The organism is Oscillospiraceae bacterium, assembly GCA_035353335.1.
GTDB lineage: Bacteria > Bacillota > Clostridia > Oscillospirales > JAKOTC01 > DAOPZJ01.
In genome coordinates this window covers 46,142-72,352 of sequence record DAOPZJ010000005.1, presented here as the reverse complement: position 1 = coordinate 72,352, position 26,211 = coordinate 46,142, and the positions used below count along the sequence as shown (strand labels likewise).

At 53.0% G+C, this 26,211-nt stretch carries 27 protein-coding genes and 1 other annotated feature; of the genes, 23 read left to right on the top strand and 4 right to left on the bottom strand.

What is annotated here, in order from left to right; all coding sequences use genetic code 11:
* The 5 genes from PKH29_02455 to PKH29_02435 form a co-directional block, all read left to right on the top strand.
* The coding region (locus PKH29_02455) for a hypothetical protein (protein ID HNX13696.1) at nt 1-204 on the top strand (204 nt) is incomplete at its 5' end.
* A gap of 15 nt (nt 205-219) precedes the next feature.
* A complete protein-coding gene (locus PKH29_02450; protein HNX13695.1) occupies nt 220-939 on the top strand; it encodes an NTP transferase domain-containing protein in 720 nt (239 codons plus the stop codon).
* Entirely contained in the window at nt 918-1,451 is a 534-nt protein-coding gene (locus PKH29_02445; protein HNX13694.1) for an SLOG family protein, read from the top strand. Before PKH29_02450 ends, PKH29_02445 begins: the two co-directional genes overlap by 22 nt.
* A gap of 72 nt (nt 1,452-1,523) precedes the next feature.
* Nucleotides 1,524-1,970, top strand: a complete 447-nt coding sequence (gene dut, locus PKH29_02440; protein HNX13693.1) for a dUTP diphosphatase — start codon at nt 1,524-1,526, stop codon at nt 1,968-1,970.
* 2 nt (nt 1,971-1,972) lie between these two features.
* On the top strand, nt 1,973-2,662 hold the full coding sequence (locus tag PKH29_02435) for a TIGR01906 family membrane protein (protein HNX13692.1): 690 nt from the start codon (nt 1,973-1,975) through the stop codon (nt 2,660-2,662).
* Nucleotides 2,663-2,824: 162 nt separating this feature from the next.
* On the opposite strand, the gene ugpC is transcribed toward PKH29_02435, so the two are convergent.
* Complete coding sequence (gene ugpC / locus PKH29_02430; GenBank protein HNX13691.1) at nt 2,825-3,949, bottom strand: sn-glycerol-3-phosphate ABC transporter ATP-binding protein UgpC; 1,125 nt, start codon at nt 3,947-3,949, stop codon at nt 2,825-2,827.
* A 402-nt stretch (nt 3,950-4,351) separates the two neighbouring features.
* On the opposite strand from ugpC, the gene PKH29_02425 reads away from it, so the two are divergent.
* The 9 genes from PKH29_02425 (at nt 4,352) to PKH29_02385 (ending at nt 15,331) form a co-directional block, all read left to right on the top strand.
* A complete protein-coding gene (locus PKH29_02425) occupies nt 4,352-6,136 on the top strand; it encodes an L-fucose isomerase (GenBank protein HNX13690.1) in 1,785 nt (594 codons plus the stop codon).
* A 62-nt stretch (nt 6,137-6,198) separates the two neighbouring features.
* The gene (locus PKH29_02420) at nt 6,199-7,269 is read left to right on the top strand and encodes a sialidase family protein (GenBank protein HNX13689.1); all 1,071 of its coding nucleotides are present in this window, start codon (nt 6,199-6,201) and stop codon (nt 7,267-7,269) included.
* A gap of 22 nt (nt 7,270-7,291) precedes the next feature.
* Nucleotides 7,292-8,764: an ABC transporter substrate-binding protein gene (locus PKH29_02415; GenBank protein HNX13688.1), complete on the top strand. Its 1,473-nt coding sequence runs from the start codon at nt 7,292-7,294 to the stop codon at nt 8,762-8,764.
* An 18-nt stretch (nt 8,765-8,782) separates the two neighbouring features.
* Complete coding sequence (locus tag PKH29_02410; GenBank protein HNX13687.1) at nt 8,783-9,472, top strand: vitamin B12 dependent-methionine synthase activation domain-containing protein; 690 nt, start codon at nt 8,783-8,785, stop codon at nt 9,470-9,472.
* A gap of 209 nt (nt 9,473-9,681) precedes the next feature.
* Entirely contained in the window at nt 9,682-10,992 is a 1,311-nt protein-coding gene (locus tag PKH29_02405; protein HNX13686.1) for a phenylacetate--CoA ligase, read from the top strand.
* Between the two features lie 287 nt (nt 10,993-11,279).
* Nucleotides 11,280-11,536 (top strand) — a binding site (T-box leader).
* An 83-nt stretch (nt 11,537-11,619) separates the two neighbouring features.
* Complete coding sequence (locus tag PKH29_02400; GenBank protein HNX13685.1) at nt 11,620-13,257, top strand: class I adenylate-forming enzyme family protein; 1,638 nt, start codon at nt 11,620-11,622, stop codon at nt 13,255-13,257.
* Nucleotides 13,258-13,403: 146 nt separating this feature from the next.
* Entirely contained in the window at nt 13,404-14,045 is a 642-nt protein-coding gene (locus PKH29_02395; protein ID HNX13684.1) for a corrinoid protein, read from the top strand.
* Nucleotides 14,046-14,139: 94 nt separating this feature from the next.
* Complete coding sequence (locus tag PKH29_02390; GenBank protein HNX13683.1) at nt 14,140-14,694, top strand: histidine phosphatase family protein; 555 nt, start codon at nt 14,140-14,142, stop codon at nt 14,692-14,694.
* Entirely contained in the window at nt 14,684-15,331 is a 648-nt protein-coding gene (locus PKH29_02385) for an HAD family hydrolase (GenBank protein HNX13682.1), read from the top strand. The genes PKH29_02390 and PKH29_02385 overlap by 11 nt, the downstream gene beginning before the upstream one ends.
* 206 nt (nt 15,332-15,537) lie before the next feature.
* On the opposite strand, the gene PKH29_02380 is transcribed toward PKH29_02385, so the two are convergent.
* The 3 genes from PKH29_02380 to PKH29_02370 form a co-directional block, all read right to left on the bottom strand.
* Nucleotides 15,538-15,996, bottom strand: coding sequence for a zinc-ribbon domain-containing protein (locus PKH29_02380; GenBank protein ID HNX13681.1), 459 nt, complete (start codon nt 15,994-15,996; stop codon nt 15,538-15,540).
* A gap of 139 nt (nt 15,997-16,135) precedes the next feature.
* On the bottom strand, nt 16,136-18,727 hold the full coding sequence (gene clpB / locus PKH29_02375) for an ATP-dependent chaperone ClpB (GenBank protein ID HNX13680.1): 2,592 nt from the start codon (nt 18,725-18,727) through the stop codon (nt 16,136-16,138).
* A gap of 42 nt (nt 18,728-18,769) precedes the next feature.
* Nucleotides 18,770-19,444 carry a hypothetical protein gene (locus PKH29_02370; protein ID HNX13679.1) on the bottom strand — a complete coding sequence of 225 codons (675 nt, stop codon included), beginning with the start codon at nt 19,442-19,444 and terminating at the stop codon, nt 18,770-18,772.
* 236 nt (nt 19,445-19,680) lie between these two features.
* On the opposite strand from PKH29_02370, the gene PKH29_02365 reads away from it, so the two are divergent.
* The 9 genes from PKH29_02365 to PKH29_02325 all read left to right on the top strand — a co-directional run bounded on the left by PKH29_02365 (nt 19,681) and on the right by PKH29_02325 (nt 26,202).
* Nucleotides 19,681-20,040 (top strand): DRTGG domain-containing protein, encoded by a 360-nt coding sequence (locus PKH29_02365; protein HNX13678.1) that lies wholly within the window; start codon nt 19,681-19,683, stop codon nt 20,038-20,040.
* Between the two features lie 29 nt (nt 20,041-20,069).
* On the top strand, nt 20,070-20,492 hold the full coding sequence (locus PKH29_02360) for an ATP-binding protein (GenBank protein ID HNX13677.1): 423 nt from the start codon (nt 20,070-20,072) through the stop codon (nt 20,490-20,492).
* 20 nt (nt 20,493-20,512) lie between these two features.
* On the top strand, nt 20,513-21,847 hold the full coding sequence (locus PKH29_02355; GenBank protein HNX13676.1) for a [Fe-Fe] hydrogenase large subunit C-terminal domain-containing protein: 1,335 nt from the start codon (nt 20,513-20,515) through the stop codon (nt 21,845-21,847).
* Nucleotides 21,837-22,166: a DRTGG domain-containing protein gene (locus PKH29_02350; protein HNX13675.1), complete on the top strand. Its 330-nt coding sequence runs from the start codon at nt 21,837-21,839 to the stop codon at nt 22,164-22,166. The genes PKH29_02355 and PKH29_02350 overlap by 11 nt, the downstream gene beginning before the upstream one ends.
* Nucleotides 22,163-22,888 carry a phosphoesterase gene (locus PKH29_02345; GenBank protein ID HNX13674.1) on the top strand — a complete coding sequence of 242 codons (726 nt, stop codon included), beginning with the start codon at nt 22,163-22,165 and terminating at the stop codon, nt 22,886-22,888. Before PKH29_02350 ends, PKH29_02345 begins: the two co-directional genes overlap by 4 nt.
* Before the next feature lie 95 nt (nt 22,889-22,983).
* The gene (locus tag PKH29_02340) at nt 22,984-23,478 is read left to right on the top strand and encodes an NAD(P)H-dependent oxidoreductase subunit E (GenBank protein HNX13673.1); all 495 of its coding nucleotides are present in this window, start codon (nt 22,984-22,986) and stop codon (nt 23,476-23,478) included.
* On the top strand, nt 23,478-24,032 hold the full coding sequence (locus PKH29_02335) for an ATP-binding protein (GenBank protein HNX13672.1): 555 nt from the start codon (nt 23,478-23,480) through the stop codon (nt 24,030-24,032). Before PKH29_02340 ends, PKH29_02335 begins: the two co-directional genes overlap by 1 nt.
* Nucleotides 24,029-24,400 (top strand): (2Fe-2S) ferredoxin domain-containing protein, encoded by a 372-nt coding sequence (locus PKH29_02330; protein HNX13671.1) that lies wholly within the window; start codon nt 24,029-24,031, stop codon nt 24,398-24,400. The genes PKH29_02335 and PKH29_02330 overlap by 4 nt, the downstream gene beginning before the upstream one ends.
* Before the next feature lie 17 nt (nt 24,401-24,417).
* The gene (locus PKH29_02325) at nt 24,418-26,202 is read left to right on the top strand and encodes an NADH-quinone oxidoreductase subunit NuoF (protein ID HNX13670.1); all 1,785 of its coding nucleotides are present in this window, start codon (nt 24,418-24,420) and stop codon (nt 26,200-26,202) included.
* Nucleotides 26,203-26,211 lie beyond the last annotated feature (9 nt).

The window sequence follows — 26,211 nt, the reverse complement described above, 5'->3', positions numbered from 1 at the left end:
AACGGGCTTGCCGGTTATGTCGCGGTGTTGAACGCCCCCGCATCACCGCGCAAAAACGCCGCCGCAGCAATGACCGCCGATACCGCGGCAGCGGCCGCAGCCCTTTTACCGGTTGATAAAGAACTCGTGATTGCTGTGATCGCGCCGCAAAGCGACGTTTCCGCGCTGTACGGGTTCGAAAAATATGCGCAATTCACAAAGTAAAAGGAGATCGAAGACATGAGAGCAATCGTGCTCGCCGCCGGAAAGGGCACCCGACTTTTGCGTGAAGGCGACGACTTTCCAAAAGCCATGAAGCCGTTATGCGGAAAACCGATCTTAAGTTATGTTTTAAAATCTCTCGGCTTTCTCCATAAAAAGAATATCACCGTCGTAATCGGTTATAAACGCGAAAAAGTTCTTGAGGCCTTCAGCGGTTATAACTTTGTCATCCAGGAGGAGCAGCTCGGAACCGGACATGCGGTTAAGGTATGCGAAAAGTCTTTTGAAGGTTACGACGGCCCGGTTTTGATTATGCTCGGTGATATGCCGATGTTCAAACAGCAGACCCTGCTTGATATGTTCGCACTGCAAAAGAAAAACGGCGGCTGCGTCATTTTGACCGCGATTAGCGAACAAAAGCTCCCTTACGGGCGCATCGTTCGCGACGAAAACGGAAAATTTGCGGGTGTGGCAGAGGAGAAGGATTGCACACCGGAACAAAAATTGATTAAAGAACTCAACCCGAGCATTTATGTCTTTGACGCCAAACAGCTTTTTTCAGCGCTCGGAGAACTGCGTTCCGACAACGCCCAAAAAGAATATTACCTGACCGACGTTCCGGCGATTTTGCAAAAACGCGGGTTTCCGGTCACAACGCATACCATCCGCGATGATGTCCAGATCATCGGAATCAACACCGAGGAAGACCTCGAACTTTGTTCAAAATACCTCAAATGACCGGCGATTACAAAGCAGTCACCGCCTGTTTCACCGGCCACCGCCCGGACAAACTTCAAAAGGAAAAACTCCCTCTGATTGCCGAAGCGCTGAACCGGGAATTGGCCGTCTGTATCCGCGGCGGCCATCAACGTTTTATCTGCGGTATGAGCCGGGGCTTTGACCTGATATGCGCAAGGGCTGTGCTCAAAGCAAAATGGGAATATCCGAACGTATTTTTAGAGCTCGCCCTGCCCCATGCCGGTCAGGCCGACCGTTGGAGCGAAGCCGACAAAGCCGCTTATCGATACATCATCGAACGCGCCGACCTTGTGACCTGTCTTTCACCGAATTATGTGCGAGGATGCATGCATGCCCGCAACCGTTATATGATTGACAATTCTTCTCTTTTGATCGCTTACTTCGACGGCACGCCCGGGGGAACCGCAAGCACCGTCGAGTTGGCTGAAAAGCGAGAAATGGAAATCCATAATCTTTATCAAATCGTAGGAGCGACTGTTGCAATGAAGTAATAAGTAATCGTGAATAGTTAAAAGGTTCGGTGCCGCCGCGGCGGGAATTGATATATTTAGGGAATGAATAAAATGCAAATCAAAGTAAAAATAAGACGTCTCACGCAAACTGCGAAACTGCCTGTATACGCCACCGACGGCTCGAGTGCGGCGGATTTGTTTGCCGATATCGCCGAGCCCTATGTGCTCGAACCGGGCAAACGGTTTTTGTTCCCGACCGGAATCTCCGCTCAGATCACGGAAAGCGGTTACGGATTATTTGTGTTTGCGCGCAGCGGACACGGCAACAAACACGGCGTCACGCTCAGCAACAGCGTCGGTGTGATTGACAGTGACTACCGGGGCGAAATCCGCGTGGGACTTTCCAATCTCTCCGATACACCATACACGGTTATGCCGGGCGAGCGTCTTGCCCAGATGGCGCTGATGCCGGTCGACCGCGCCGTCTTTATCGAGGCTGAAGAACTTGACGATTCCGAACGCGGCGCAGGCGGTTTCGGCTCTACGGGGAAACAGTGATTATGAAAAAAGCGATTTCGATTCTCTGCACACTTGCGTTTTTCTTTCTGATTATCGCCGCGATGTACACGGTTGTCTGCGGCGTCGGATTGAATACCGGATTTTATAACAAAGAATACGCCGAGCTCAACACCGCTGCCGACCTCGGAATGTCTCACGATGATTTGATGAAATCTACCGTTACCCTGATTGATTATATCAAAGGAAACCGGGACGATATGGTTGTAAACGCAACTATCGACGGCGTTCAACGTGAGGTCTTTAACGACCGCGAAAAGGCGCATATGGTTGATGTGGCGGCGCTGTTCGGCGGCTGGAACGTTTATAAAACCGTCTGTCTGGTCGCCAGTCCGCTGATCTTTGCGGCTGCGGTTTTTATCGTACGCGAGAACCGGCTTCGCTTCTTCGCAAGACGCTATATCGAGGGCGCGGCGATTTTCTTTGTGATTTTGATTGCGGCGGGAATTTGGGCTTTGATCGACTTCAATTCGCTCTGGGTGAATTTTCACCTGCTGTTTTTCCATAACGACCTGTGGATGCTCGATCCCTACACCAGCGTCATGATCAATATGTTCCCCGAGCAGTTTTTCAACGATATGGTTTTGCGCATCATCCTCCTGACAGCCGCCTCCGTATTGATTCCGCTGGTTGTTTCGATTGTGTGTTTGGTAAAAAAGAAAAAAGGTGATTAAAACACAGAGCTGCGGACAAAGAATACCGCATCTCTTTTTTGTTCAAATATGTAAATGCCTTCTTTGCCGGGATTCTTCGATTCGACATATAGTGCACTCTTCAGAATGACAAACAAGAGCCGTGGTTGCCCGCGGCTCTTGTTTTTATATGTTGAATGGCGACTAGTCGATGATGATCTGCTCGTCTTCGCGGTCGAAGCAGTGGACGCGATTGGTGTCGATCGCAATGCGGATGGTGGAGCCGTCTTTGGTGGTCGTGGTCGGCTTGACGCGCGCGGTCATGCTCTGGCCTTCGCAGGACAGATACAGATAGGTCTCGGAGCCCATCGGCTCGGTGACTTCGACAAAGGCTTCGAAAATCGAATCCGGATGCTCAGCAAGGTAATCGGCTTCGTCGTGCATATCTTCGGAGCGGACACCCATGATGATGGTGTTGCCGAAATAATTTCTGAAGAACTCTTTTTTGTATTTTTCCGGCGGGAGCTTGAAGAGGAACTTTTTCTGCTCGCCGTATTCAAATCCGACACAGCTGCCAAGATCGATGACTCTGCCCTCGAGGAAGTTCATCATCGGGGTGCCGATGAAGCTGGCGACGAAAAGATTGCCCGGATGATTATAAAGCGTATCGGGATCGGCGACCTGCTGGATATAGCCGTCTTTCATGACGACGATACGGTCGGCCATGGTCATGGCCTCGACCTGGTCATGGGTGACGTAGATAAAGGTCGTGCCGAGTTTGTTGTGCAGCTTGGAAATCTCGGTTCTCATCTGGTTTCTGAGTTTGGCGTCGAGGTTGGACAGCGGTTCGTCGAGCAGGAACACTTTCGGCTCACGGACGATGGCGCGGCCGAGCGCGACACGCTGCCGCTGACCGCCGGACAGAGCCGCGGGTTTGCGTTCGAGGAATTTTTGGATATCGAGGATACGAGCGGCCTCTTTGACGCGGCGCTCGATGTCCTTTTTTGGGATACCGTGCAAACGAAGACCGAATGCCATGTTCTCATAGACACTCATATGGGGATACAGCGCGTAATCCTGGAAGACCATTGCGATGTCTCTGTCTTTCGGAGCGACATTGTTCACAAGACGGTCGTCGATGTAGCACTCGCCGCTCGAAATCTCCTCCAGACCGGCCACCATACGCAGAGTTGTGGATTTTCCGCAGCCGGACGGACCGACCAAAATGATGAACTCTTTGTCTCTAATTTCAAGATTAAAATCGGTAACAGCGAGCTTATCGTTGTTCGGATATTTTTTGCAGACATTTTTCAGTGACAATGTTGCCATTTCAGTTCCTCCTATAATAACATACGCCCGAGCTGCGCCGAAGCGTATGCCGTAGCGCTGGATGCAACCTTATTTTAGCACAATCAAGCGAAAAAATGAATAGTCAGAGCCCTCTGAGAAATGCCAAACTTGCCATTTCGTGTTTGTATAAATTGTACAGTTTATGCGCATATATCACAAATACAACGTTATTTATTTGTATATTATGCTTGTTTCACAAGCTCGTTTCGACGCTTTTGGATGAATTTTTCACTCAAAATTCACAAATTCGCTCGTTTTGGCTCCTTCCGGTTCACGGTTCGCGTGCTCAAAACACGGTTTCAAGTCCCGCCCTTGTGTCTTGACAGCCGAATAGCTTTGTACTAAAATAGGCAAAAGAGACCAATGAGGAGGTAATAATTTATGGTATATCCCAAAATCGGCATCCGTCCCGTCATCGACGGCCGCTGGGGCGGCGTGCGCGAATCGCTTGAAAAACAGACGATGGGGATGGCTTCGGCTGCGGCCAAACTCATCTCGGAAAATCTCAGATATCCCGACGGAACCTCGGTTCAGTGCGTCATTGCCGACACGACGATCGGCGGCGGCGCAGAAGCCGCCAAATGCGCCGAAAAGTTTTATAACGAACGCGTCTGCGGCACTTTATCCGTGACCCCCTGTTGGTGCTACGGCAGCGAAACCATGGATATGGACCCGACCACCGTGAAAGCGGTTTGGGGTTTTAACGGCACCGAACGCCCCGGCGCGGTCTATTTGGCTGCGGTCATGGCGGCGCATGCGCAAAAGGGTCTGCCCGCATTTTCGATTTACGGCCGCGACGTTCAGGACGCCGGAAACTCCGGCATCACGCCCGACGTCGCAGAAAAAATATTGAAATTTGCCCGCTGCGCAATCGCAGTCGGTTTGATGAAAAATAAATCATACGTCAATTTCGGCGGCGTCTCAATGGGCATCGCGGGTTCTTACTGCGACGCAAATTTTTTCCAGAGATATCTCGGCATCCGCGCGGAGTGGTGTGATCTGACCGAAGTTCTGCGCCGGATGAAACTCGAAATTTACGACCATAAGGAATATGACCGCGCTTACGCGTGGATTAAAAAGAACTGCCCGGAGGGCTTTGATTGCAACGCGGGCAAGAATCTGCCCGAAGTCGTCACTAAATCCAAGGTCGTCGAACCCGACAAGGATTGGGAATTTATCACCAAATTCAGCTTGATCGTGCGCGATGTGATGCTCGGCAACCCCGAACTCGGCAAGATGGGCTGGCACGAGGAAGCGCTCGGCAAAAACGCCATCGCGGGCGGCTTCCAGGGCCAAAGAAACTGGACCGACTGGCTGCCGAACGGCGATTTTACCGAGGCGATCATGAACTCCACCTTTGACTGGAACGGCGCGCGCATGCCGGTCACTTTTGCGACCGAAAACGATACCATGAACGGCATTGCGATGCTGCTCGGACATTTGGTCACAAACACCGCGCCGCTCTTCTCCGACGTGCGCACCTACTGGAGCCCGGAAGCGGTCAAACGCGTAACCGGAAAATCGCCCAAAGGCATCGCAAAGGACGGCTTTATCCATCTGATCAACTCGGGCGCGACCGCGCTCGACGGCACCGGCTGCGCGAAGAACGATCAGGGCGAGGGCTGCATGAAGCCGTGGTGGGATATGACCGACAAGGACATCGACGCCTGTTTGAAAGCAACCGACTGGTGCAGAGCCAACTATGAATATTTCCGCGGCGGCGGATTCTCGTCGCACTTCCGCACTCAGGCCGAGATGCCGCTGACCATGATCCGCGCAAACATGATCGACGGGATCGGCCCGGTGCTTCAGATTGCCGAGGGCTATTCGGCCATCCTGCCCGACGATATCCACGAAAAACTCGACAAGCGCACCGATCCGACCTGGCCGACCACCTGGTTTGTGCCGAAACTGACCGGCAAAGGCGCGTTCAAGGACGTCTACAGCGTCATGGCCAACTGGGGCGCCAACCACGGCGCGAGCGTCTACGGACATGTCGGCGCGGAACTGATCACGCTGGCTTCGATGCTGCGCATTCCGGTCGCCCTGCACAACGTCGGGGACGAGCGGGTCTTCCGCCCGCACGCCTGGTCGGCATTCGGAACCGACGATCTTGAATCGGCCGATTACCGCGCCTGCGGGTACTACGGCCCGATGTACAAATAATTCAGATCAGAATCATTGCGGCGCGGGCTCTCGCCCGCGCCGCATCCCGTCAGAGGTATTAAATGAAGAGAATCGGAACTCCCATTCACGAACTTGCGCCCGCAGCGGGAAACCCCCGCAACAGCGAGGGTGCTTTTCTGCGCTTAAAAAACGGGGAGTTGTTATTTGCATACAGCCGTTTCAAAGGCGAGAGCTGGGGCGATTTCGCGGTCTGCGATATCGCGGCGATCCGGTGTAAAGGTTCCGTATGGAGCGAACCGGAGATTTTGTTCTCCGCGAAATCACTCGGCACCAAAAACGTGATGAGCGTATCTCTTCTTCGCCTTGACAACGGCGATATCGGCCTATTCTTTATCGTTCGGGACAACGGCGAAGGCCTTTCCGATATCCGGCTGCATCTGTTTCGCAGTCATGATGAGGGAAAGACATGGGATCAGCCGGTGTGCTGTATCCCCGAACCCGGCTACAACGTCACCAACAACGACCGGGTGGTGCGGCTCAAAAGCGGACGTTTGATTGTTCCCTGTTCCCTGCATAAAAATGATTTGGCCGCGGGAGTTTTCAACCCCGGCGGAACCGTTCGCTTCACCTGCTCCGACGACGGCGGCAAAACCTGGAGCAATCTCGGCGGTATGAGTGTCCCCGAAAGCAGGTTCGATCAAAACGGCTATCAGGAGCCGGGTATCATTGAACTATCGGACGAGCGGCTTTATTGCTGGATCCGGACGGATCTGGGAAGGCAATATGAAATGCTCTCCTTTGACGGGGGAGAAACCTGGAGTATCCCCAAACCTTCAATATTCACCGCCCCGCTTTCTCCGCTTTCGATGAAACGGCTGCCGGACGGGAGGCTGTTCGCGGTCTATAATCCCATTCCGAACTATAATACCAGAAACCTATCCAAAGCCGGCTGGGGACGAACCCCGCTGGTCGGCGCGCTGGTGAATCAGGAGATCACAAAAATCGAAAAGACGTTTTTAATTGAGGACGATCCCGAAGCGGGCTATTGTTACTGCGCGATCCATCCCGAAACCGACCGCATGTTTTTGGCTTATTGCTGCGGCGGCGCGAAAGACGAGGGCTGTTTGCAGCGGCTCCGTCTGACTGAAATACGGTATGAAAATTTAAACTGAATTGAAAAAGCTTATATCCTTTTTGGCGGTTATTATAGCCGTCTGCATGCTGCCGTTGACCGGCTGCGGAAGTACCTTAAATAAAATATCGATCGGATTGGACGCGTTTCCGTATACGCTCGATCCGCAGCTTGAGGCGCAGCAATCCGGCGCTTCTGTATTCGGTTTTCTCTTTTCGGGTCTTCTTCAATACGGAAAAGACGGAATGCTCCGTCCCGACGTCGCCGAGCAGTTTTATTTCTCTGATGACGGCAGAAAACTGACCTTTATTTTACGCACCGATCGGTTTTGGCAGGACGGTTCTCAGGTCACCTCCTATGATTTCGAATATGCCATCGAGCGCATCCTCATACCTGAAACCGGCTCTTCCTACGCAAAAGTCCTGTTTTCGATCACGGGAGCCGGGGCATTTTACAATAAGACCGCGGCGAAGATCGCCGGAATATCCTGCCCCGACAAAAGCACTTTGATTTTCAGCCTGGATTATACCGATGAGATGTTTTTATATGCCTTTGCAGAACCCTGGCTGTCACCCTGCAACAAAGCTTTTTTTACCGCCGCGGGCGGCTCTTACGGCATGACCGCAGCAAAAACCCTTTTCAACGGTCCCTACGCCGTATACAGCAGGAACGATACGCTGATCGTCCTTAAAAAGGCCGAATATGCCGAAAAGACGCTGCCCGGTTCCGTTACCTTTTATAAAAGCTCCGATATCTCTGAAAAAGAACTCGCTTCCCGCATCAATTCCAAAAAAACCGTGATGGCAATCTCCGATCGGGAACTGGACATCCGCTCCGGTATTGAGACGGAACGCATCGATGACCTGACCTGGGCGATCAGTTTCGGCGTCGGTGTAAATACGGCAGGCCGCGATGAGCTTCTTCGCCTTGCGCTGGCATATGGGGGATTCGGCGAGTTGCAGCAGCAGAATCAAATAACCAATCTTATGCCTGCGGCATATTCCGGTTTTTTCCTCTCGAAACCTCAATCCGCACGCGCCTCCGATAATGAGGCGGCGAAAGGGCTCTTAAGCACCCTCCTTGCCAATTACAAGCTCTCGTCTCTGCCCACGATCACCCTTTTGGTGCCGGACGAGGAAGAGGCCCGCGCACTGTCGGATGAACTGGTGCAGTTATGGCAAAAAAACATCAGCGTATTTGTCACACGGGAATATTACAGCCGTGCGAAAATCCGGTCGCTGATGAAAAACGGCGATTATGACGCTGCGCTGATTCCGGTCGAATACACACAGTCGACACCGGTCGCGTTTTATAAAGACCTTTGCACACAGATCGGCGCTTACGAGGCGGTCACCGCGCAGTTGGATGCGATTCAGGCTTATTCCGAACAGGAATTCGCCAAAGCGGCAGAACAGCTGATATTTGACAGCAGGCGCATCTTCCCCGTTCAAAAGGGCGGCATTTTTGTCTATTCGGATTCAAAACTCGAACACATCTATTATAACCGCAGGGCGGGCATTGTCGATCTGGAATAATCATTCAGAGGTACAGCTATGGAAAAACACATTGTCAATGACATCAAATTCAACGTTACCGAAGAGGATTTTCTCAAAGCGATCGATATGAAACGCGACCCCGGCGGCGAAGATTATATCCGCGTGACGGAACTGCTCTCGCAGGCTCTCGGAATTGCGCGTCCGAAATATATATACTGTATCAGCGCCATCGAAGAAAAGGGCGACGGTTTCGTCGTGGCCGGAGGACAGCGGTTTGACTCCAAACTGGTGCGCAGAAACCTTGACAAGGTACATCGGATTGTCCCTTATGTGGCCACTTGCGGCGTCGAAATTGAAGAGTGGTCGCGTCAATTTACCGATCTGCTTGAACAGTTCTGGGCTGACGAACTGAAAAAGCTGGTTCTGTTCAAATGTTACGCGGACTTGCAAAAAACCGTCAAATCGGCCTATTTTCCGGCGCAGGACCTCTCGCATATGAGTCCCGGATCGCTTGCGGACTGGCCGTTATCCGGGCAGATTCCGTTATTTAACCTGATCGGAAACGTCATCGAAGACATCGGCGTGGTACTGACCGATTCGCTTCTGATGCTGCCCTCGAAAACGGTATCGGGTTTTTATTTTTCAAGCGCATCGAATGCGTTCGAATCGCACTACGAAAATTGCAAGTTCTGTCCGATGCCCAACTGTCCCGGAAGAAGAGCCCCCTATTCGGGTAAGACGGAGTAACCGCACCGATCAGACACTGCTTGGACTGATTTGAATTAAAATTCGTATTAATTGCATAAAATTACAGAATAAATTGTCGATTTTGGGTAAAATTGCTTGCGCAGCACGGGACAGTGTGATATAATCCATTAAAATGTGGGAAAACGTCATTCCTTTTTTGGGTTTTCTCCTGCATTAATTTACATACTTTAGTAAAGGTGGTATTTTCAATGCGTTATTTTGACCAGAAACACGAATGCATGTCCGCAGATGAGATGAAGAAGCTCCAGGATGAGCGTCTCTGCAATACGGTGAACCGGGTCTATAATAATGTACGATTTTATCACGACAGAATGGATCAATGCGGCCTGAAACCCTCCGATATCAAAGGGGTGCAGGACTTACATAAGCTCCCGTTCATGACCAAGGCCGATCTGCGCGACAATTATCCCTTTGGCACCTTTGCCGTCCCGAACGATCAAATTGTCCGCATCCATGCCTCGTCCGGAACGACCGGAAAATCCATCATCGTCGGCGTCACCAAAAACGACGTCAAAATGTGGGCCGACTGCGTGGCGCGCTGTCTGGTCATGGCCGGCGCTTCGAAACACGACATCATTCAGGTCTCTTACGGCTACGGGCTTTTCACGGGCGGCCTGGGCCTGCATTACGGGAGCGAGCGTCTGGGCGCGCTGACCATCCCGACTTCCGGCGGCAACACCGCGCGTCAGATTCAGCTGATGCAGGATTTGGGTTCGACCATTTTATGCTGCACGCCGTCTTATTCGCTGTTCTTGGCCGACTACATCCGCGACAACAATATCCCGCTTTCGTCGCTTAAACTCAAGGCCGGCGTCTTCGGCGCGGAGCCGTGGTCGGAACTGATGAAAGACGAGATCGAGCAGCGGCTCGGACTCAAGGCCTACGACATCTACGGCCTCTCTGAGGTCATCGGACCGGGCGTCGCGATGTCCTGCAACTACGGCGAAGGCCTGCACGTCAACGCCGACCATTTTTACCCCGAGATCATCAATCCCGAGACCGGCGAAGTGCTGCCCGAAGGTCAGACCGGTGAAATCGTGTTCACCTGCATCACCAAAGAAGCGCTTCCGATGATCCGCTACCGCACCCGCGACCTCTCGTCGTTATCTTTCGGCACCTGCGAATGCGGCAGAACGCTTCCCAAGATGAAAAAGGTCATCGGCAGAAGTGACGACATGCTGATCATCCGCGGCGTCAACGTCTTCCCGTCTCAGGTTGAGAGCGTTTTACTCTCGATGGGTCAGGTTGAGCCGCATTATATGCTCTACGTCGACCGCAAGGGCAATCTCGACGAACTCTCGATCGAGGTTGAAATGACATCCGAGATGTTCTCCGATAAGATTGACCGGGTCGAAGCCGTTGAGCGCAAACTGCAGAGCCAGATCCAGTCGGTTCTCAACATCAACGCCGACGTCCGGCTCGTCGCCCCGAAATCGATTCCGAGAAGCGAGGGCAAAGCCAAGCGCGTGATCGACCGGAGAAACTTGTTTAACAACTAATACATACTGTTATTTTCGGTATCAGGAAAATACCTTAAAAAACCCGATCCTATTAAGACGAAACTCTTAATGATCGGATTTTTTAGTAATTTTATTAAATGGTTCGCCAATTGTCTAACCAGTTGACAATCGTCTCTCCTGATTTACATAAATATTTAACGGAATCCGAGTATTTTCCTCGTATATAAAAGAAAGCGCATATAAAACAGGAAGCCTTCAGTAAATGAAAGTCATAACGTACTTTTATAAATCATTTGACATCCGTTTTACAATATGCTACAATTTTTGCACCGGCCATGACCGGGAAGAAGTAAAAAGTACGCTGCCCCAAAGAGAGCTGCCGGTCGGTGAGAGGCGCGGGGAGAGCCCTTTTGAATACATCCCGAGAGCCGCGCCCCGAAAGGACTTCCGAGTAGGCGGCGACGGGCCCGCCCGTTACAGCGGCAGGATATAAAATGACAGATCGTCGTTTTGTACCCGCAGAGGCGTCCGGCGCGAACCGGACGCAAACCGAGGTGGTACCGCGAATTTGATCGCCCTCCGTTATTACGGCGCATGCTGACAAGTATGCATCCCGTAACGGGGGCGTTTTATTTTATTTATTTTCTGAAAGGACTGTAAAACGACATGATTATCACCGATTTTTTGGAGCGAAACGCGCGTTTGCACCCGACCGAGGTGGCGCTGGTCGAGATCAACCCCGCCCTGCACCCCGAGCATGTGACCTGGCGCGAATATAATCTGATCGAATCGGCGCCGGGCGGAAAATACCGCCGCGAGATGACCTGGCGCGATTTCGACATCAAAGCCAACCGGTTTGCCAATCTTCTGCTGAGCAGAGGCGTGAAAAAGGGTGATAAAGTCGCGGTCTTGCTGATGAACTGCCTCGAGTGGCTGCCGATCTATTTCGGCATCCTCAAAACGGGCGCGCTCGCGGTGCCGATGAATTACCGCTACACCGCGGACGAGATCAAATACTGTCTTGATCTGTCGGACTCGACGACTTTGATTTTCGGGCCGGAATTCGTCGGAAGGATCGAGCAGATCGTCGATTCTCTGACCGACATCAAACGCATGTTCTATGTCGGTGCCGATACGCCGTGTTTCGCCGACAGTTACGACGAATACGCCGGTTATTGTTCCTCGGTTGCGCCGGCGATCGAACTGACCGAAGACGACGACGCCGCCATCTATTTCTCGTCGGGAACGACCGGATTTCCGAAAGCGATTTTACATACGCACAAGGGGCTTGTGGCCTCTTGCCAGACCGAGCAAAACCACCACAGCCAAGGCCGTGAAGATGTGTTTCTCTGCATTCCCCCGCTCTACCACACCGGCGCGAAGATGCACTGGTTCGGCAGCTTGCTGGCTTGCTCGAGAGCCGTTTTACTGCGCGGCGTCAAACCGGAATGGGTCTTGCGCGCGGTTTCGGATGAGCACGCGACCATCGTTTGGCTGCTGGTGCCGTGGGTGCAGGATATCCTGGACAGCATCGAACGCGGCGATATCAAGCTTGAAAATTTCAACCTCGCTCAGTGGAGGCTGATGCACGTCGGCGCGCAGCCGGTACCGCCGAGTCTGATCAAACGCTGGAAGCAGGTCTTCCCGCATCACGACTACGACACCAATTACGGGCTGTCCGAATCTCTCGGACCGGGTTGTGTCCATTTGGGTATCGAGAATATCCATAAAGTCGGCGCAATCGGAAAAGCCGGATATCTGTGGGAGACCAAGATCGTCGACGAGACGGGCACGGAAATCAAAGAGAGCGAAAAAGTCGGCGAACTGGCAGTCAAAGGCGTCGGCGTGATGAAGCGTTATTATAAGAACCCCAAGGCGACCGAGGAGATTTTAAAAGGCGACGGCTGGCTGCTGACCGGCGATATGGCAAAATACGACGGGGACGGCTTCATCTACCTCGTCGACCGTAAAAAAGACGTGATCATCACAGGCGGAGAAAACCTCTACCCCGTTCAAATCGAGGATTATTTGCGCCGAAATAACAAGCTTAAAGACGTGGCTGTTATCGGTCTTCCGGATGACCGGCTGGGTGAAATCGCTGCCGCCATTGTCGAGGTCAAGCCCGGCATGACCTGCACCGAAACCGAGCTCGAGGAATTCTGCGCCGAGATGCCGCGTTATAAACGACCGAAAAAATTCATCTTCGACGTTGTGCCGCGCAATCCGACCGGTAAAATCGAAAAGCCCAAACTGCGCGAAAAATACTGCGGCGGACGGCTCGTCGAAAAGCAGACGACAAAATAATCGATTCGGTATTCACAATAGTATCCATACAGGATGATATTTATATAAATCGAAATATTTTTATAAAATTTCATTTTTCATTGTGATAAAATGATAACAACCGCCAAGCGGTAATAGAAACGACAAATTTGCACGGAGGAATTGCAATGACAATTTTCGAAGAAATTTCCGAGATGCTTCAAAAGGGTAAACGGAAGGACGTCGAAGCCCTCGTCCAAAGCGCCATCGACCAGAAAATCCCGGCCGGTCAAATTCTTGATAAAGGCCTGCTCGCCGGTATGACCATCATCGGCACCAAATTCAAGAACAACGAAGTCTACGTCCCCGAAGTTCTGATCGCCGCCCGTGCAATGAACGCCGGCGTCGCGCTGCTCAAGCCGCTGATGGTGGCTGAGGGCGTACAGGCCAAAGGCAAAGTCTGCATCGGCACCGTCAAGGGCGACCTGCATGACATCGGCAAGAACCTCGTCAAGATGATGATCGAAGGCCAGGGCATCGAAGTCGTCGACCTCGGCACCGACGTCGCTCCCGAGACCTTTGTCGAAGCCGCCAAGACCCAGAACTGCCAGATCATCTGCTGCTCCGCGCTGCTGACCACCACAATGGGTGCCATCGGCGACGTCGTCAAAGTGGCTGAAAAAGAAGGCATCCGCAACAAGGTCAAGATCATGGTCGGCGGAGCGCCTGTCACCGACGCGTTCTGCAAACAGGTCGGCGCCGATTACTACACACCGGACGCCGCTTCCGCTGCGGAAGTCGCTCTGAAAATCTGCGAAGGCAAAATGTAATTGTAATTAACCCGAATTAAATGAATCATAAAAGCGGTGACGACACAACCTGCCGTCACCGTTTTTCGCTAAGAGAAAGGTATTTATCTTATTTATGCACTTATATGTTGCCCGGCACGGAGAGACCGATAACAACGTTCAAGGAAAATATGCGGGAAGCAGTGACGTTCCGCTGAATCAAAACGGTCTTCAACAAGCCGAAGCGCTTGCGCAAAAACTCGCAGATATCAAATTCGACGTCACCGTCTCTTCCCCGTTAGCCCGTGCGCGCAAAACTGCCGAGACAATTTTAAATCGCTGCCCGGAAACACCGCTTGTGATCATAAAAATTTTCGCAGAGCGGAGTGTGGGCGTGTTTGAGGGATTGACAAAAGAAGAGGCGAAAAATCAATACCCCGAACTTTTCAACAGATGGTGTACCAGACAACTCGACGATGCACCGACCGGAGGCGAGACCATCCGCCAGTTTGAAGCCGGGATTATTTCGGGTTTAGAAGAATTGAAAACACGGTTTCCGGATAAAACCGTGCTGTTGGTATGCCACGGATTTGTCTCGCGGATGATAAACAAACAGCTCAAAGGGCTTTCTTATGAAGAAATGCATGGTTTTACGCTGAATAACTGCGAGGTCGCGGAATATGAGTTATAAAATAATACTATTCGATCTCGACGGTACGCTGACCGACCCGGGGCTGGGTATCACCAACTCGGTCAAATATGCATTGGAGCGGTTCGGAATTCATGTCGGGGACAATAAACAGCTCTACCCGTTTGTCGGCCCGCCGCTGATCGATTCATTTATGAAATTCTACGGGTTTTCACGAGAGCAAGCCGAAAAAGCGGTTGTCTGTTTTCGTGAATATTTCAAAGATAAAGGAATTTTTGAAAATGTGCCTTACGCGGGCATAAAAAAGCTTTTAGCCGAATTGAAAGCCGCCGAAAAGACGCTTGTTATCGCGACTTCGAAACCCGAGGTCTTCGCCAAACAAATTTTAGAGCATTTCGGGCTTGCGGAATATTTTTCGTTTGTCGCCGGTTCCACCCTCGATGAGACAAGAACCGTAAAAAGCGAGGTCATTGAATATGCGCTTGACAGCATCGGCCCTGTAAACTTGGCTGAATGCGTGATGGTCGGTGACCGGGAACACGACGTCCTGGGCGCGAAAGCGGTCGGTATGGATTCCATCGGCGTGTTATACGGTTACGGCAGCCGGGAAGAGTTTGAAAAAGCCGGTGCTGCGCATATTGTCGAAAACATGGAGACGCTCAGAAAAATTTTAATTTAGTTAACAGTTTACAATGAAAAGTGAACAGTTGCGGCGTTTCTGATTAACAGAAAGATTTATGGGCATGTAACTTTAGCGCCCGAGAAAAGCAAGCCCGCAGATCATTGATTCTCCGTCGCGATAATTAAAAAAAGACGCCCGCAGAGAATACGCGGGTGTCTTGATAAACCGGATGTTTTTGGAATTTTTCGGCTATGGACAAAAAATCAATAATTCGCCATTTGAGACATCAAAGCAATGGAAACAATCACCGAGCCGATGATGTCGATGATGCCGAGAACCAGCCCGGCTGTAGCCTTGCCGCCGACATAACCCATATTTTTCGCCTTATTGCTCTGTGAGATCGCGATAATTCCGAGTATCCATCCTCCGATGATAAGGCCGATGATTCCGCATGTGAGTGAGGCGTTAGCCGCGCTGTTCGCGGCTGCCTGCTGCGCATACATATCCTGCTGATAATAGGGCTGCTGGTACGGCGGATAGTATTGCTGCTGAGACTGAGGCGGATTCGGATATTGGGATTGGGGCGGATAGGGATACCGGGGTTGGGATTGGTATGTATTCGAATTCTGATTCTGCGATTGAGAGACGTCCAGCCTCTCACCGCATTCCGCGCAGAATTTTGCGTGATCCTGGTTTTCCACTCCGCATTTTCGGCAGTACATAAATATCCTCCTCCGCAGCTTTATTCAACTATTATTATATATAGGAAACCCCGGCTTTGTCAATAATAGGAATAAAATATTTTAAGAAACGGTAAATAAAACGAGTCCTGGGTAAAAGCCGCGGACTCGTTTTATTGCATTATTTCTTTGCGCAGACCAGTTCGCCGTCTTTTGCGCCGAGCAAAAGCGTGCTGCCGGCGGAGATGTCGCCGCGCAGGATCTCCTTTGCGATCAGCGTCTCGGCTGCGCTCTGCAGATACCGTTTAAGCGGCCTTGCGCCGTAGTAAGGGTCGAAACCTTTGTCGATGATCAGGTTCTTGGCTGCGTCGGTGATCTCGAGTCCGAGCGTCTTGTCGGCAAGGCGTTTTTTCAAGCCCTCGGTCAGGATGTCGATGATGCCGGTCAGGTTGGCTTTTGTCAGCGGCTTGAACAGGATGATCTCGTCCAAACGATTCAAAAATTCCGGTCTGAAAGCGTTTTTGACCTCGTTCATGACTGCCGCCTGCGCCTCTTTGGTGATCTCACCTTCGGGCGTGATGCCCTCGAGCAGATACTGGCTGCCCAGATTCGAGGTCAGGATGATGATGGTGTTCTTGAAATCGACCGTGCGGCCCTGGCTGTCGGTGATTCTGCCGTCGTCGAGGATTTGCAGCAGGATGTTGAAAACATCGGGATGAGCCTTTTCGACCTCGTCAAACAGTATGACGCTGTAGGGTTTGCGGCGCACGGCTTCGGTCAGCTGTCCGCCTTCGTCGTAACCGACATAACCGGGAGGCGCGCCGATGAGGCGCGAGACTGAGAATTTTTCCATGTATTCGGTCATATCGATGCGCACGAGGTTGTGTTCGTCGTCGAACAGACATTCGGCTAACGATTTGGCGAGTTCGGTTTTGCCGACGCCGGTCGGCCCGAGAAACAAAAAGCTGCCGATCGGGCGGTTCGGGTCGGCGATGCCCGCGCGCGAACGCAGAATCGCCTCGGTGACGAGTTTGACGGCTTCGTCCTGTCCGATCACACGCTTGTGTATGATCTCATCGAGGTGCAGCAGCTTTTCGCGCTCGCCTTCCATGAGCCTTGTGACCGGAATTCCGGTCCACTTGGCGACGATTCCGGCGATCTCCTCCTCGGTGACGGTATCGTGCACGAGTTCATTGCCGCCGGAGCGCTTTTCGCTGTCGGCAACGGCTTGTTCAAGCTGTTTTTCGAGCGCGGGCAGATCGGAGTATTTGAGCTTTGCGGCTTTTTCGTATTCGAGATTGACCTGCGCCTGCTCGATGTCGCCGTGCATTTGCTCGATCTTTACTTTGATGTCCTTGACCCGATCGACGCTGTGCTTTTCGGACTCCCAGCGTGCTTTCATAGCATTAAACTGGTCTTTTTGTTCGGCCAGTTCGGCGGTCAGTTTGGAAAGCCGGTCGCGCGAAAGTTGGTCGTCTTCCTTTTTCAGCGCCATCTCCTCAATCTCCAGCTGCATGATGCGGCGGCGCAGGTCGTCCAGTTCGGACGGCATTGAGTCAATCTCGGTACGGATCAAAGCACAGGCCTCGTCGACGAGGTCGATGGCCTTATCGGGCAGAAAGCGGTCGGTGATATAGCGGTGTGAGAGGGTTGCGGCTGCAACCAGCGCGTTATCGTGAATACGGACGCCGTGGTAGATTTCGTAGCGTTCTTTCAAGCCGCGCAGAATCGAGACCGTGTCCTCAACCGTCGGCTCGTCGACCGTGACCGGCTGAAAACGCCGCTCCAATGCCGCGTCTTTTTCGATGTATTTGCGGTATTCGTCGAGGGTCGTCGCACCGATGCAGTGCAGCTCTCCGCGCGCAAGCATCGGTTTGAGCAGGTTGCCCGCATCCATGCTGCCCTCGGTTTTCCCGGCACCGACGATGGTATGCAGCTCGTCGATGAACATGATGATCCTGCCCTCGGCTTGTTTGACCTCGTTCAGCACCGCTTTGAGCCGTTCTTCGAATTCACCCCGGTATTTCGCGCCCGCGATCAGAGCACCCATATCGAGCGCAAAGATGGTTTTTTCTTTAAGGCCCTCGGGGACGTCGCCGCGCACGATGCGCTGCGCAAGCCCCTCGGCGATGGCGGTCTTGCCGACGCCCGGTTCGCCGATGAGCACCGGATTGTTTTTGGTCTTGCGCGACAGTATCCGGATGACGTTTCTGATCTCGGGGTCACGCCCGATGACCGGATCGAGCTCCTGCTTTCTGGCCCGTTCGACCAGATCAATGCCGTATTTTTTCAGCGCTTCATAAGTGCTCTCGGGGTTGTCCGAGGTCACCGGCGCGGTCTTGACTTTCGAGAGTTCTTCGGAGAAACGCTCTTTTGTGACGTTGTGCTGCGAAAACAGCTTTTTGATCTGCGGTGTGCCCTCGGAGAGAAGGCCGAGCGCCAGATGCTCGACCGAGACGTATTCGTCGTTCATCTTCTCGGCGACCTTCTCGGCAAACCGAAGTACTTTTCCGGTTTCGGCGGAGGCGTACACTTCCCCGCTGCCGCCCGAGACCTTGGGCAGCGCGCCGATCATCGTGTCGAGTTCGCCGAGAAGCGCGTCGCAGTCGACGCCCATCTTTGTAAACAGCGACGAAATCAGCCCGCCGTCCTGATCGACTAAAGCGTACAACAGATGCTCGGGCATCAGGTACGGATTGCCGTTTTCCTGTGCCATGCCCTGTGCCGCGTTGATGGTCTCAATGGTCTTTTGTGTATATTGATTGGTGTTCATATTGATGCCTCCCTGCTTTCAGGAATCCTTTTGTTTTTTAGTTTAAATCATAAATTCTCTCTTGGCGAGGTCTTCCCGGTATTCCCGTTCCACATCCGCTTCATTCAGTGAGCCGGTGAGATAGCCCTTCAGGAGCCGGTCCAGCAGCTTGATATAGTCCGAGAGCGCTCCGGCGATGTCGTCGCAGGAACAATCCGCGCGGCGGGGATAATCCGCGCGGCGGGGACAATCCCTGCCCTCCGGCACGCCGATCGCTCTGACAAATCGCCCGTCATAAAGCGCGCAGTCCACGGGAACCGGCAGATTCTGATCTTCGATGGTTTTCCAGAGCCGAAAGAATTCGGTCACCGCGTCGATCAGCGCCGGGGACTGGGTCCGGAAAATCACCGAGAGATCGCCCAAAGCGTCCTCATCCGAACGATACATCGCGACTTCGTATTTGATGGTCGGCCGGTATTTATATGATAAAGAAGATTTCAGCGACATTGTGAGCGCGTTCGGCGCGAAAAACGGCACCAACTCCGGCATCGGCGTCATGAGCTGCTCAATCGCGCGGAAAATATCGCTGATCCGGCGCTCCGAAGTGGTTACGGAAAAATAATCGGCCAAAATCTGATTGACAAGATTGGAACGATTGGTTCCGGTCCGGTGCGCCATCAGATCGACTTCCTGCACGACGTCGTCCGAGAGCATTAAACTGTAAAGGGTCTTTTTCATAGAACTCTATACCTCCAAATCTCAGGTATGAATAAATTATATACCATTATTAAACACTTGTCAATACATTTATATAATATATCATTCGAATTTTATAATTATTCATTCGTTTTCCAGCATTCTATTCATTCTTTTTATATCGATATTGTTTGACTTATTATAAACAATCTGATATAATGAGAACGTGGATCCGGTATTTTTTTGATCCGCTCGTTTGCCTGCTTGGAGGGTTATCAATGAAAGTTTCAGAAATTGTAAAATTGCTCAACTGTGAGATCTGTGTCGACTGCGGCGACCTCGGCCGCGAGGTCCACTCCGCCTGCGGCGCGGATATGATGAGCGATGTACTTGCTTTTGTCAAAGAACAATCGGTGCTGCTGACCGGTCTTGTCAATCCCCAGGTCGTGCGCACCGCCGAGATGATGGATATGCGCTGCATCGTCTTTGTGCGCGGAAAACAGCCGGATGAGAACCTGCTCGGTCTGGCGCGCGAATCCGGCATCATTGTTCTCAAAACCAAAGAGCGTATGTATCAGGCCTGCGGTATTTTGTACATGAACGGCCTTCGCGGCGGCGAGCCCTGCTCCCAAAAATAAAGACACACCCCAGAAGGGCGGTCATAGCTTTGGCGGAAAACATCAAATTGCATTATGACGTCGACGGCTCCGATTTTACGACGGCAGGCGCGGCTTCCAGCGATACCAAGCGCATATTGAAAAAGATCGGGATTCCTCCGGATGCCGTCCGGCGGGTTTCAATCGCCATGTACGAGGGCGAAATCAATATGGTCATCCACGCCGACGGAGGTGCTGCGGATGTCGAAATCGGCGAACACTCTGTCACTATAAAACTGGTTGACCACGGTCCGGGTATCCCCGACATCGGACTTGCGATGCAGGAGGGCTGGTCGACCGCGCCCGAAGAGGTGCGCAACCTCGGTTTCGGCGCGGGCATGGGACTGCCCAATATGAAAAAATACTCCGACACCTTTGAGATCACCTCTCAAGTCGGCGTCGGTACCAAGGTTATTATGACCGTGAATTTTTAAAGGAAAGAAGGTGCGGCAGCATGGCGGAAATTTTTCATTCCGTTCAATTAAACAAAGACAAATGCAAGGGCTGCAGCACCTGCATCAAGCGCTGCCCGACCCAGGCCATCCGCATCCGCGACGGCAAGGCCAAAATTTTGGAGGATTTGTGCATCGACTGCGGCGAATGTATCCGGGTCTGCCCGAATCACGCCAAAAAGGCTATCTGCACGCCGCTCACCGAACTGAAAAACTCCAAATACAAATATAAAATCGCCCTGCCCCCGCCCTCGCTCTATTGTCAGTTCAACCACCTCGAAGACGTGGATTTCGTATTGTCCGGTTTACTCGCGATGGGCTTTGACGCGGTGTTCGAAGTCAGCGCCGCCGCCGAGATCATCTCCGATTTCACCCGCACTTACATGGCGCAGCCGGACATCAAAAAACCGGTCATTTCCGGCGCCTGCCCGGCAATCGTGCGATTGATCGAGACCCGTTTCCACCACTTATGCGATAATATCCTGCCTTTCATCGCACCGGTCGAACTGGCCGCGATGATGGCGCGCAAACAGGCCGCCGAGAAGACGGGGCTTTCGCAGGAGGAGATCGGCGTATTTTTCATCTCACCCTGCCCGGCTAAAGTAACCGAGGCGATCTTACATCCGAATACCAACGAGCAGCTCATCAACGGCGCGTTTTCGATGAGCGAGATCTATATCAGGCTCGTCAGCGCGATGAACCATATCCAAGATCCGGCTCCGCTTCAAAAAAGCGGGATTCTGGGCGTCTCCTGGGCTATCAGCGGCGGTGAGGCCGGAGGTCTTCTGACCGACAAATATCTCGCCGCGGACGGCATTGAAAACGCGATCAAGATACTCGAACAAATCGAGGACGACAAGCTCACCGGCGTCGATTTCATTGAGCTGAACGCCTGCACCTCGGGCTGCGTGGGCGGTTGTCTGACCGTCGAGAATCCGTTCATCGCCAAATCCCGGCTGAAGTCCCTTCGGCGGTATATGCCGGTCTCTCAGAACAAGAGCGGCGACTTGCCTTCCCCACTCTCACCTGCCGCCGGAAAACACAAGGCGAAACCGAGCGTCAAACTCAGCGACAACCTCGACGAGGCCATGAAGATGATGCTCGAAATTGAACGGCTGACCGAGCTGCTTCCGGGACTCGACTGCGGAGCCTGCGGCGCGCCGACCTGCGCGGCGCTGGCGGAAGACGTGGTGCGCGGAAAGTCCTCGCTGAGCCTGTGCGTCTACCTGATGCGCGAAAAGCTGCGCCATATCCGCAAAAACCTCACGCCGGAACAGCTTGCGCTCTATTATGACACCGAAAAATCCTATGAGGAGCTGAGCCGCGATGACGACTGACGCTTATGCCAAAACGCTGAACCTCGAGACCGTCAGCACCGGCAAAGACCGCGCGATCACCGGCTGCTATATCGGCGATTTACTCAGCTGGGTCATGGGCCGGGCAAGCGCCGGCCAGGTCTGGCTGACCATCATGTCCAACGTGAACGTCGCGGCAGTCGCCTCGATGACCGAAGTCGCCTGTGTGGTATTATGCGAAGGCGTCAAACCCGACCCGGAACTCGCGGAACGCGCGGAAAAGCTGGAGCTCCCGATTTTCAGAACCGACAGATCCGCCTATGAAACGGCGGCCGCGACCTATGAACTGCTGAAAGAATGAACTACGATCTTCACATCCACTCCTGCCTCTCGCCCTGCGGCGACGAGGAGATGACCCCGAACAACATCGTCAACATGGCGGCGCTGTGCGGTTTGGATGTGATCGCGCTGTGTGACCACAACTCCTGCGGAAACTGCGAAGCGGTGCTCAAAGCCGCGGCAAAAAATTGTCCGAATATGATGGTCCTGCCGGGTATGGAACTGGAGACCGCCGAAGAAATCCATGTGCTCTGCCTTTTTGCCGATTTAAATGACGCTCTCGCGTTTGAAAAAATCGTCAGGGCCGCGCGTTCTCCCATCGAAAACCGCCCCGATATCTACGGGCGGCAGGTATTGCGGGATGAAAACGATGAACTCATCGGGTTCGAACCGAAGCTGCTTGTCACCGCCGCTTCCATTCCGATCGACAGCGTTCCGGCGCTCGTCAGAAAACACAACGGGGCGGCAATCCCGGCGCATATCGACCGTGAAAGCAATTCGATCATTTCGAACCTCGGTTTTTTATCACCGGACATGGATTTTCAGACCATTGAGCTCTCCAAAAAACTTTTCAGTCCAAAAAAAGCTGAATTCCTTGAAAAAAATCGACTTATGCGTTATAATGTTTTGTTGGACTCCGATGCTCATTACTTAGAGGATATCGGGTCCGCAAACGGCACAACCGATGCCGTTTTTTCAAGTAAAAAACAGTTGATTCAACGGTTGGTCACCACCGGGATATAACGCTGTTACATGGACTCGGTTAAGCCGCTCATCGCGGCATCCGATATGCAAATTGCAAATTTTAATTCTCAATATTCGAGGAGGCAAACTTAGTTATGAGGAAGACACCCACAACGCTGCCGTTCAAAGGCACCGCCGAACAGGAAAAGCGGCTGCGTGACGGCATCGCCGAGGCAAAAACGCACGGCGAGGGTACCATGTCCGTTCTCCAGCGGGCGCAGGAGATCTACGGTTATCTCCCGATCGAAGTTCAGGAGATCGTTGCCGAGGGAATGGGCGCGTCCCTTTCCGAGGTCTACGGAATCGCCACATTTTATGCCCAATTTCTGCTCTCGCCGAGAGCGCAGACCCAGATTTCAGTCTGCCTCGGCACCGCTTGTTACGTCAAGGGCTGCAAACTCGTAATCGAAGAAATCGAAAAAGAACTCGGCATCAAATGCGGCCAGGAAACTGCCGACGGGAAGTTTTCCTTCGAGGCGACCCGCTGCCTCGGCGCCTGCGGTTTGGCACCGGTCATGATGATCAATAATGAGGTCTACGGCAAGCTGGTTCCGAAAGACATCAAGGGCATTCTCAATAAATACAGGTAATGAAAGAACTCTCGCTCCATATTCTCGATATCGCGCAGAATTCCGTCACGGCCGGCGCGACCCGGATTGAAATCCTTGTCGACGAGCAGCCCGTTAAAAATACGCTGCGCATATCGATCACCGATAACGGACGGGGAATGGAAAAAGCGTTTCTGGCCCGTGTCACGGACCCGTTCACCACGACCCGCACCACCCGAAAGGTGGGCCTCGGAATCCCGTTATTCAAACAGGCGGCCGAGATGGCGGGCGGCAGTTTCAAAATCACCTCCGAACCCGGAGCAGGAACCACGGTAACAGCGGATTTTATCTATGACAACATCGACAGGATGCCGCTCGGCGATATGCCTTCCACTGTCACCGCGCTGCTCGGTTCAAGATCCGGTATCGACTGGAGTTATGAGCACCGTTTCAATCAAAACAGCTTCACCTTTTCTTCCCGCGAGATCATTCGGCAGATCGGCGACGTCGATTTTGGGGAACCCGAAATCGCCGAATGGGTCGCACAATATATCAGCGAACAGCTTCAAAATTTGTACGGAGGTCATCAGATATGAAAACTTTGGCTGAACTTGCGGCAATCCGCGAAAAAACCAGAAAAACCATCGAACTTCGCGAGGAGAGCGATGACAATATCCGCGTCGTCGTCGGCATGGCAACCTGCGGCATCGCAGCCGGGGCAAGACCCGTTCTCGCCGCTTTTATCGACGAAATCAACAAACGCGGTCTCAAGAACATCTCCGTGACCCAAACCGGCTGCATCGGCGTCTGCCGCCTTGAGCCGATCGTCGAGGTCTATGAGCCCAATAAAGAAAAAGTCACCTATGTGAAGATGGATGCGGACAAGGTCGCCAGAGTCGTCACGGAGCATCTCGTCAATCATCGTCCGGTCGTCGAATATACGATCGAAGACGCTCTGAAATGAGCGAAAGGAGAAAAGCCATGATAAGATCACAGGTTCTGTGCTGCACCGGCACAGGTTGTTCTTCTTCCGGCTCTCATGAAATCGCGGCCGAGATGGAGAAAGAAATCGCCGCCGCCGGACTTGCCGAAGAAGTAAAAGTCGTCAAAACCGGCTGTTTCGGTCTTTGTTCGCTCGGTCCGATCATGATCATCTACCCCGAGGGCACTTTCTACAGCCAGGTCAAGAAAAGCGACGTCAGGGAAATCGTACAGGAGCATCTGCTCAAAGGCCGTCCCGTCAAACGCCTGATCTATTCCGAGGCAATTGAAAAGGACAAGATGCTCTCGCTGTCCGACACGCCTTTCTATAAAAAGCAAAAACGCATCGCGCTGCGCAACTGCGGCGTCATCAACCCCGAGAGCATCGACGAATACATCGCTATGGACGGCTACCTCGCGCTTGAAAAGGTGCTGACTTCGATGAAGCCCGAAGACGTCATCAAAGTCATCTCCGACTCGGGTCTGCGCGGCAGAGGCGGCGCGGGCTTCCCGACCGGACGGAAATGGCAGTTTGCCGCCGCAAACGCCAGCGACGTCAAATATGTCTGCTGCAACGCCGACGAAGGCGACCCGGGCGCGTTCATGGACCGTTCGGTCCTCGAAGGCGACCCGCACGCGGTTCTTGAAGCCATGACCATCGCGGCTTACGCTATCGGCGGCACCCACGGTTACATATATGTCCGTGCGGAGTACCCCATCGCCGTCCATCGTCTTGAAATCGCCATCAAACAGGCGCGTGAATACGGCCTGCTCGGTAATAATATCATGGGCACCGACTTCTCGTTCGACCTCGACATCCGCCTCGGCGCCGGCGCGTTTGTCTGCGGCGAAGAGACCGCGCTGTTAACCTCGGTAGAGGGCAACCGCGGCGAGCCGCGTCCGCGTCCTCCGTTCCCGGCGGTCAAGGGCCTGTTCGGAAAGCCCACCATCCTCAATAACGTCGAGACCTATGCCAACGTCCCTCAGATCATCATCAAAGGCGCGGAATGGTTCGCCTCGATGGGCACCGAAAAATCCAAGGGCACCAAGGTCTTCGCGCTCGGCGGCAAGATCACCAACACCGGCCTTGTCGAAGTCCCGATGGGCACGACTTTGCGCGAGATCATCGAAGACATCGGCGGCGGTTGCCCGAACGGCAAAAAGTTCAAAGCGGCGCAGACCGGCGGTCCTTCCGGCGGTTGCATTCCGGCCGCGCACCTCGACATCCCGATCGACTATGAAAACCTCGTCGCCATCGGCTCTATGATGGGCTCCGGCGGTCTGATCGTCATGGACGAAGACAACTGCATGGTCGACATCGCGAAGTTCTTCCTCGAATTCACGGTCGACGAGTCCTGTGGAAAGTGCGTGCCCTGCCGCATCGGCACCAAGCGCCTGTATCAGATGCTTGAAAAAATCACTTCCGGCAAAGGCACTCTTGAAGACCTCGACAAGATGGAAGCCCTGTGCCGCCACATCCAGCAGAATTCCCTCTGCGCACTGGGCCAGACCGCGCCGAACCCCGTGCTCTCCACACTCAAATATTTCCGCGACGAATACGTCGCCCACGTCGTCGATAAGAAGTGCCCGGCCGGCGTCTGCAAAGCACTCACGACCTACACCATCAACGATAAGTGCAAGGGCTGCACGCTCTGCGCGCGCAACTGCCCGACGAACGCCATCACCGGCACCGTCAAAGAGAAACACGTGATCGATCAGAACAAGTGCATCAAGTGCGGACTCTGCATGTCCAACTGCAAGTTCTACGCCATTGATAAGAAATAAGGGGAGGAA

Bases quoted from the DNA above. Each gene is read 5' to 3' on its own strand.
- PKH29_02395 (HNX13684.1), top strand. From the start codon at position 13,404: ATGACAATTTTCGAAGAAATTTCCGAGATGCTTCAAAAGGGTAAACGG.
- PKH29_02435 (HNX13692.1), top strand. From the start codon at position 1,973: ATGAAAAAAGCGATTTCGATTCTCTGCACACTTGCGTTTTTCTTTCTG.
- PKH29_02405 (HNX13686.1), top strand. From the start codon at position 9,682: ATGCGTTATTTTGACCAGAAACACGAATGCATGTCCGCAGATGAGATG.
- PKH29_02355 (HNX13676.1), top strand. From the start codon at position 20,513: ATGGCGGAAATTTTTCATTCCGTTCAATTAAACAAAGACAAATGCAAG.
- clpB (HNX13680.1), bottom strand. From the start codon at position 18,727: ATGAACACCAATCAATATACACAAAAGACCATTGAGACCATCAACGCG.
- PKH29_02345 (HNX13674.1), top strand. From the start codon at position 22,163: ATGAACTACGATCTTCACATCCACTCCTGCCTCTCGCCCTGCGGCGAC.
- PKH29_02420 (HNX13689.1), top strand. From the start codon at position 6,199: ATGAAGAGAATCGGAACTCCCATTCACGAACTTGCGCCCGCAGCGGGA.
- PKH29_02385 (HNX13682.1), top strand. From the start codon at position 14,684: ATGAGTTATAAAATAATACTATTCGATCTCGACGGTACGCTGACCGAC.
- PKH29_02350 (HNX13675.1), top strand. From the start codon at position 21,837: ATGACGACTGACGCTTATGCCAAAACGCTGAACCTCGAGACCGTCAGC.
- PKH29_02340 (HNX13673.1), top strand. From the start codon at position 22,984: ATGAGGAAGACACCCACAACGCTGCCGTTCAAAGGCACCGCCGAACAG.
- PKH29_02410 (HNX13687.1), top strand. From the start codon at position 8,783: ATGGAAAAACACATTGTCAATGACATCAAATTCAACGTTACCGAAGAG.
- dut (HNX13693.1), top strand. From the start codon at position 1,524: ATGCAAATCAAAGTAAAAATAAGACGTCTCACGCAAACTGCGAAACTG.
- PKH29_02425 (HNX13690.1), top strand. From the start codon at position 4,352: ATGGTATATCCCAAAATCGGCATCCGTCCCGTCATCGACGGCCGCTGG.
- PKH29_02325 (HNX13670.1), top strand. From the start codon at position 24,418: ATGATAAGATCACAGGTTCTGTGCTGCACCGGCACAGGTTGTTCTTCT.
- PKH29_02380 (HNX13681.1), bottom strand. From the start codon at position 15,996: ATGTACTGCCGAAAATGCGGAGTGGAAAACCAGGATCACGCAAAATTC.
- PKH29_02330 (HNX13671.1), top strand. From the start codon at position 24,029: ATGAAAACTTTGGCTGAACTTGCGGCAATCCGCGAAAAAACCAGAAAA.
- PKH29_02400 (HNX13685.1), top strand. From the start codon at position 11,620: ATGATTATCACCGATTTTTTGGAGCGAAACGCGCGTTTGCACCCGACC.
- PKH29_02335 (HNX13672.1), top strand. From the start codon at position 23,478: ATGAAAGAACTCTCGCTCCATATTCTCGATATCGCGCAGAATTCCGTC.
- PKH29_02390 (HNX13683.1), top strand. From the start codon at position 14,140: ATGCACTTATATGTTGCCCGGCACGGAGAGACCGATAACAACGTTCAA.
- PKH29_02370 (HNX13679.1), bottom strand. From the start codon at position 19,444: ATGAAAAAGACCCTTTACAGTTTAATGCTCTCGGACGACGTCGTGCAG.
- PKH29_02365 (HNX13678.1), top strand. From the start codon at position 19,681: ATGAAAGTTTCAGAAATTGTAAAATTGCTCAACTGTGAGATCTGTGTC.
- ugpC (HNX13691.1), bottom strand. From the start codon at position 3,949: ATGGCAACATTGTCACTGAAAAATGTCTGCAAAAAATATCCGAACAAC.
- PKH29_02450 (HNX13695.1), top strand. From the start codon at position 220: ATGAGAGCAATCGTGCTCGCCGCCGGAAAGGGCACCCGACTTTTGCGT.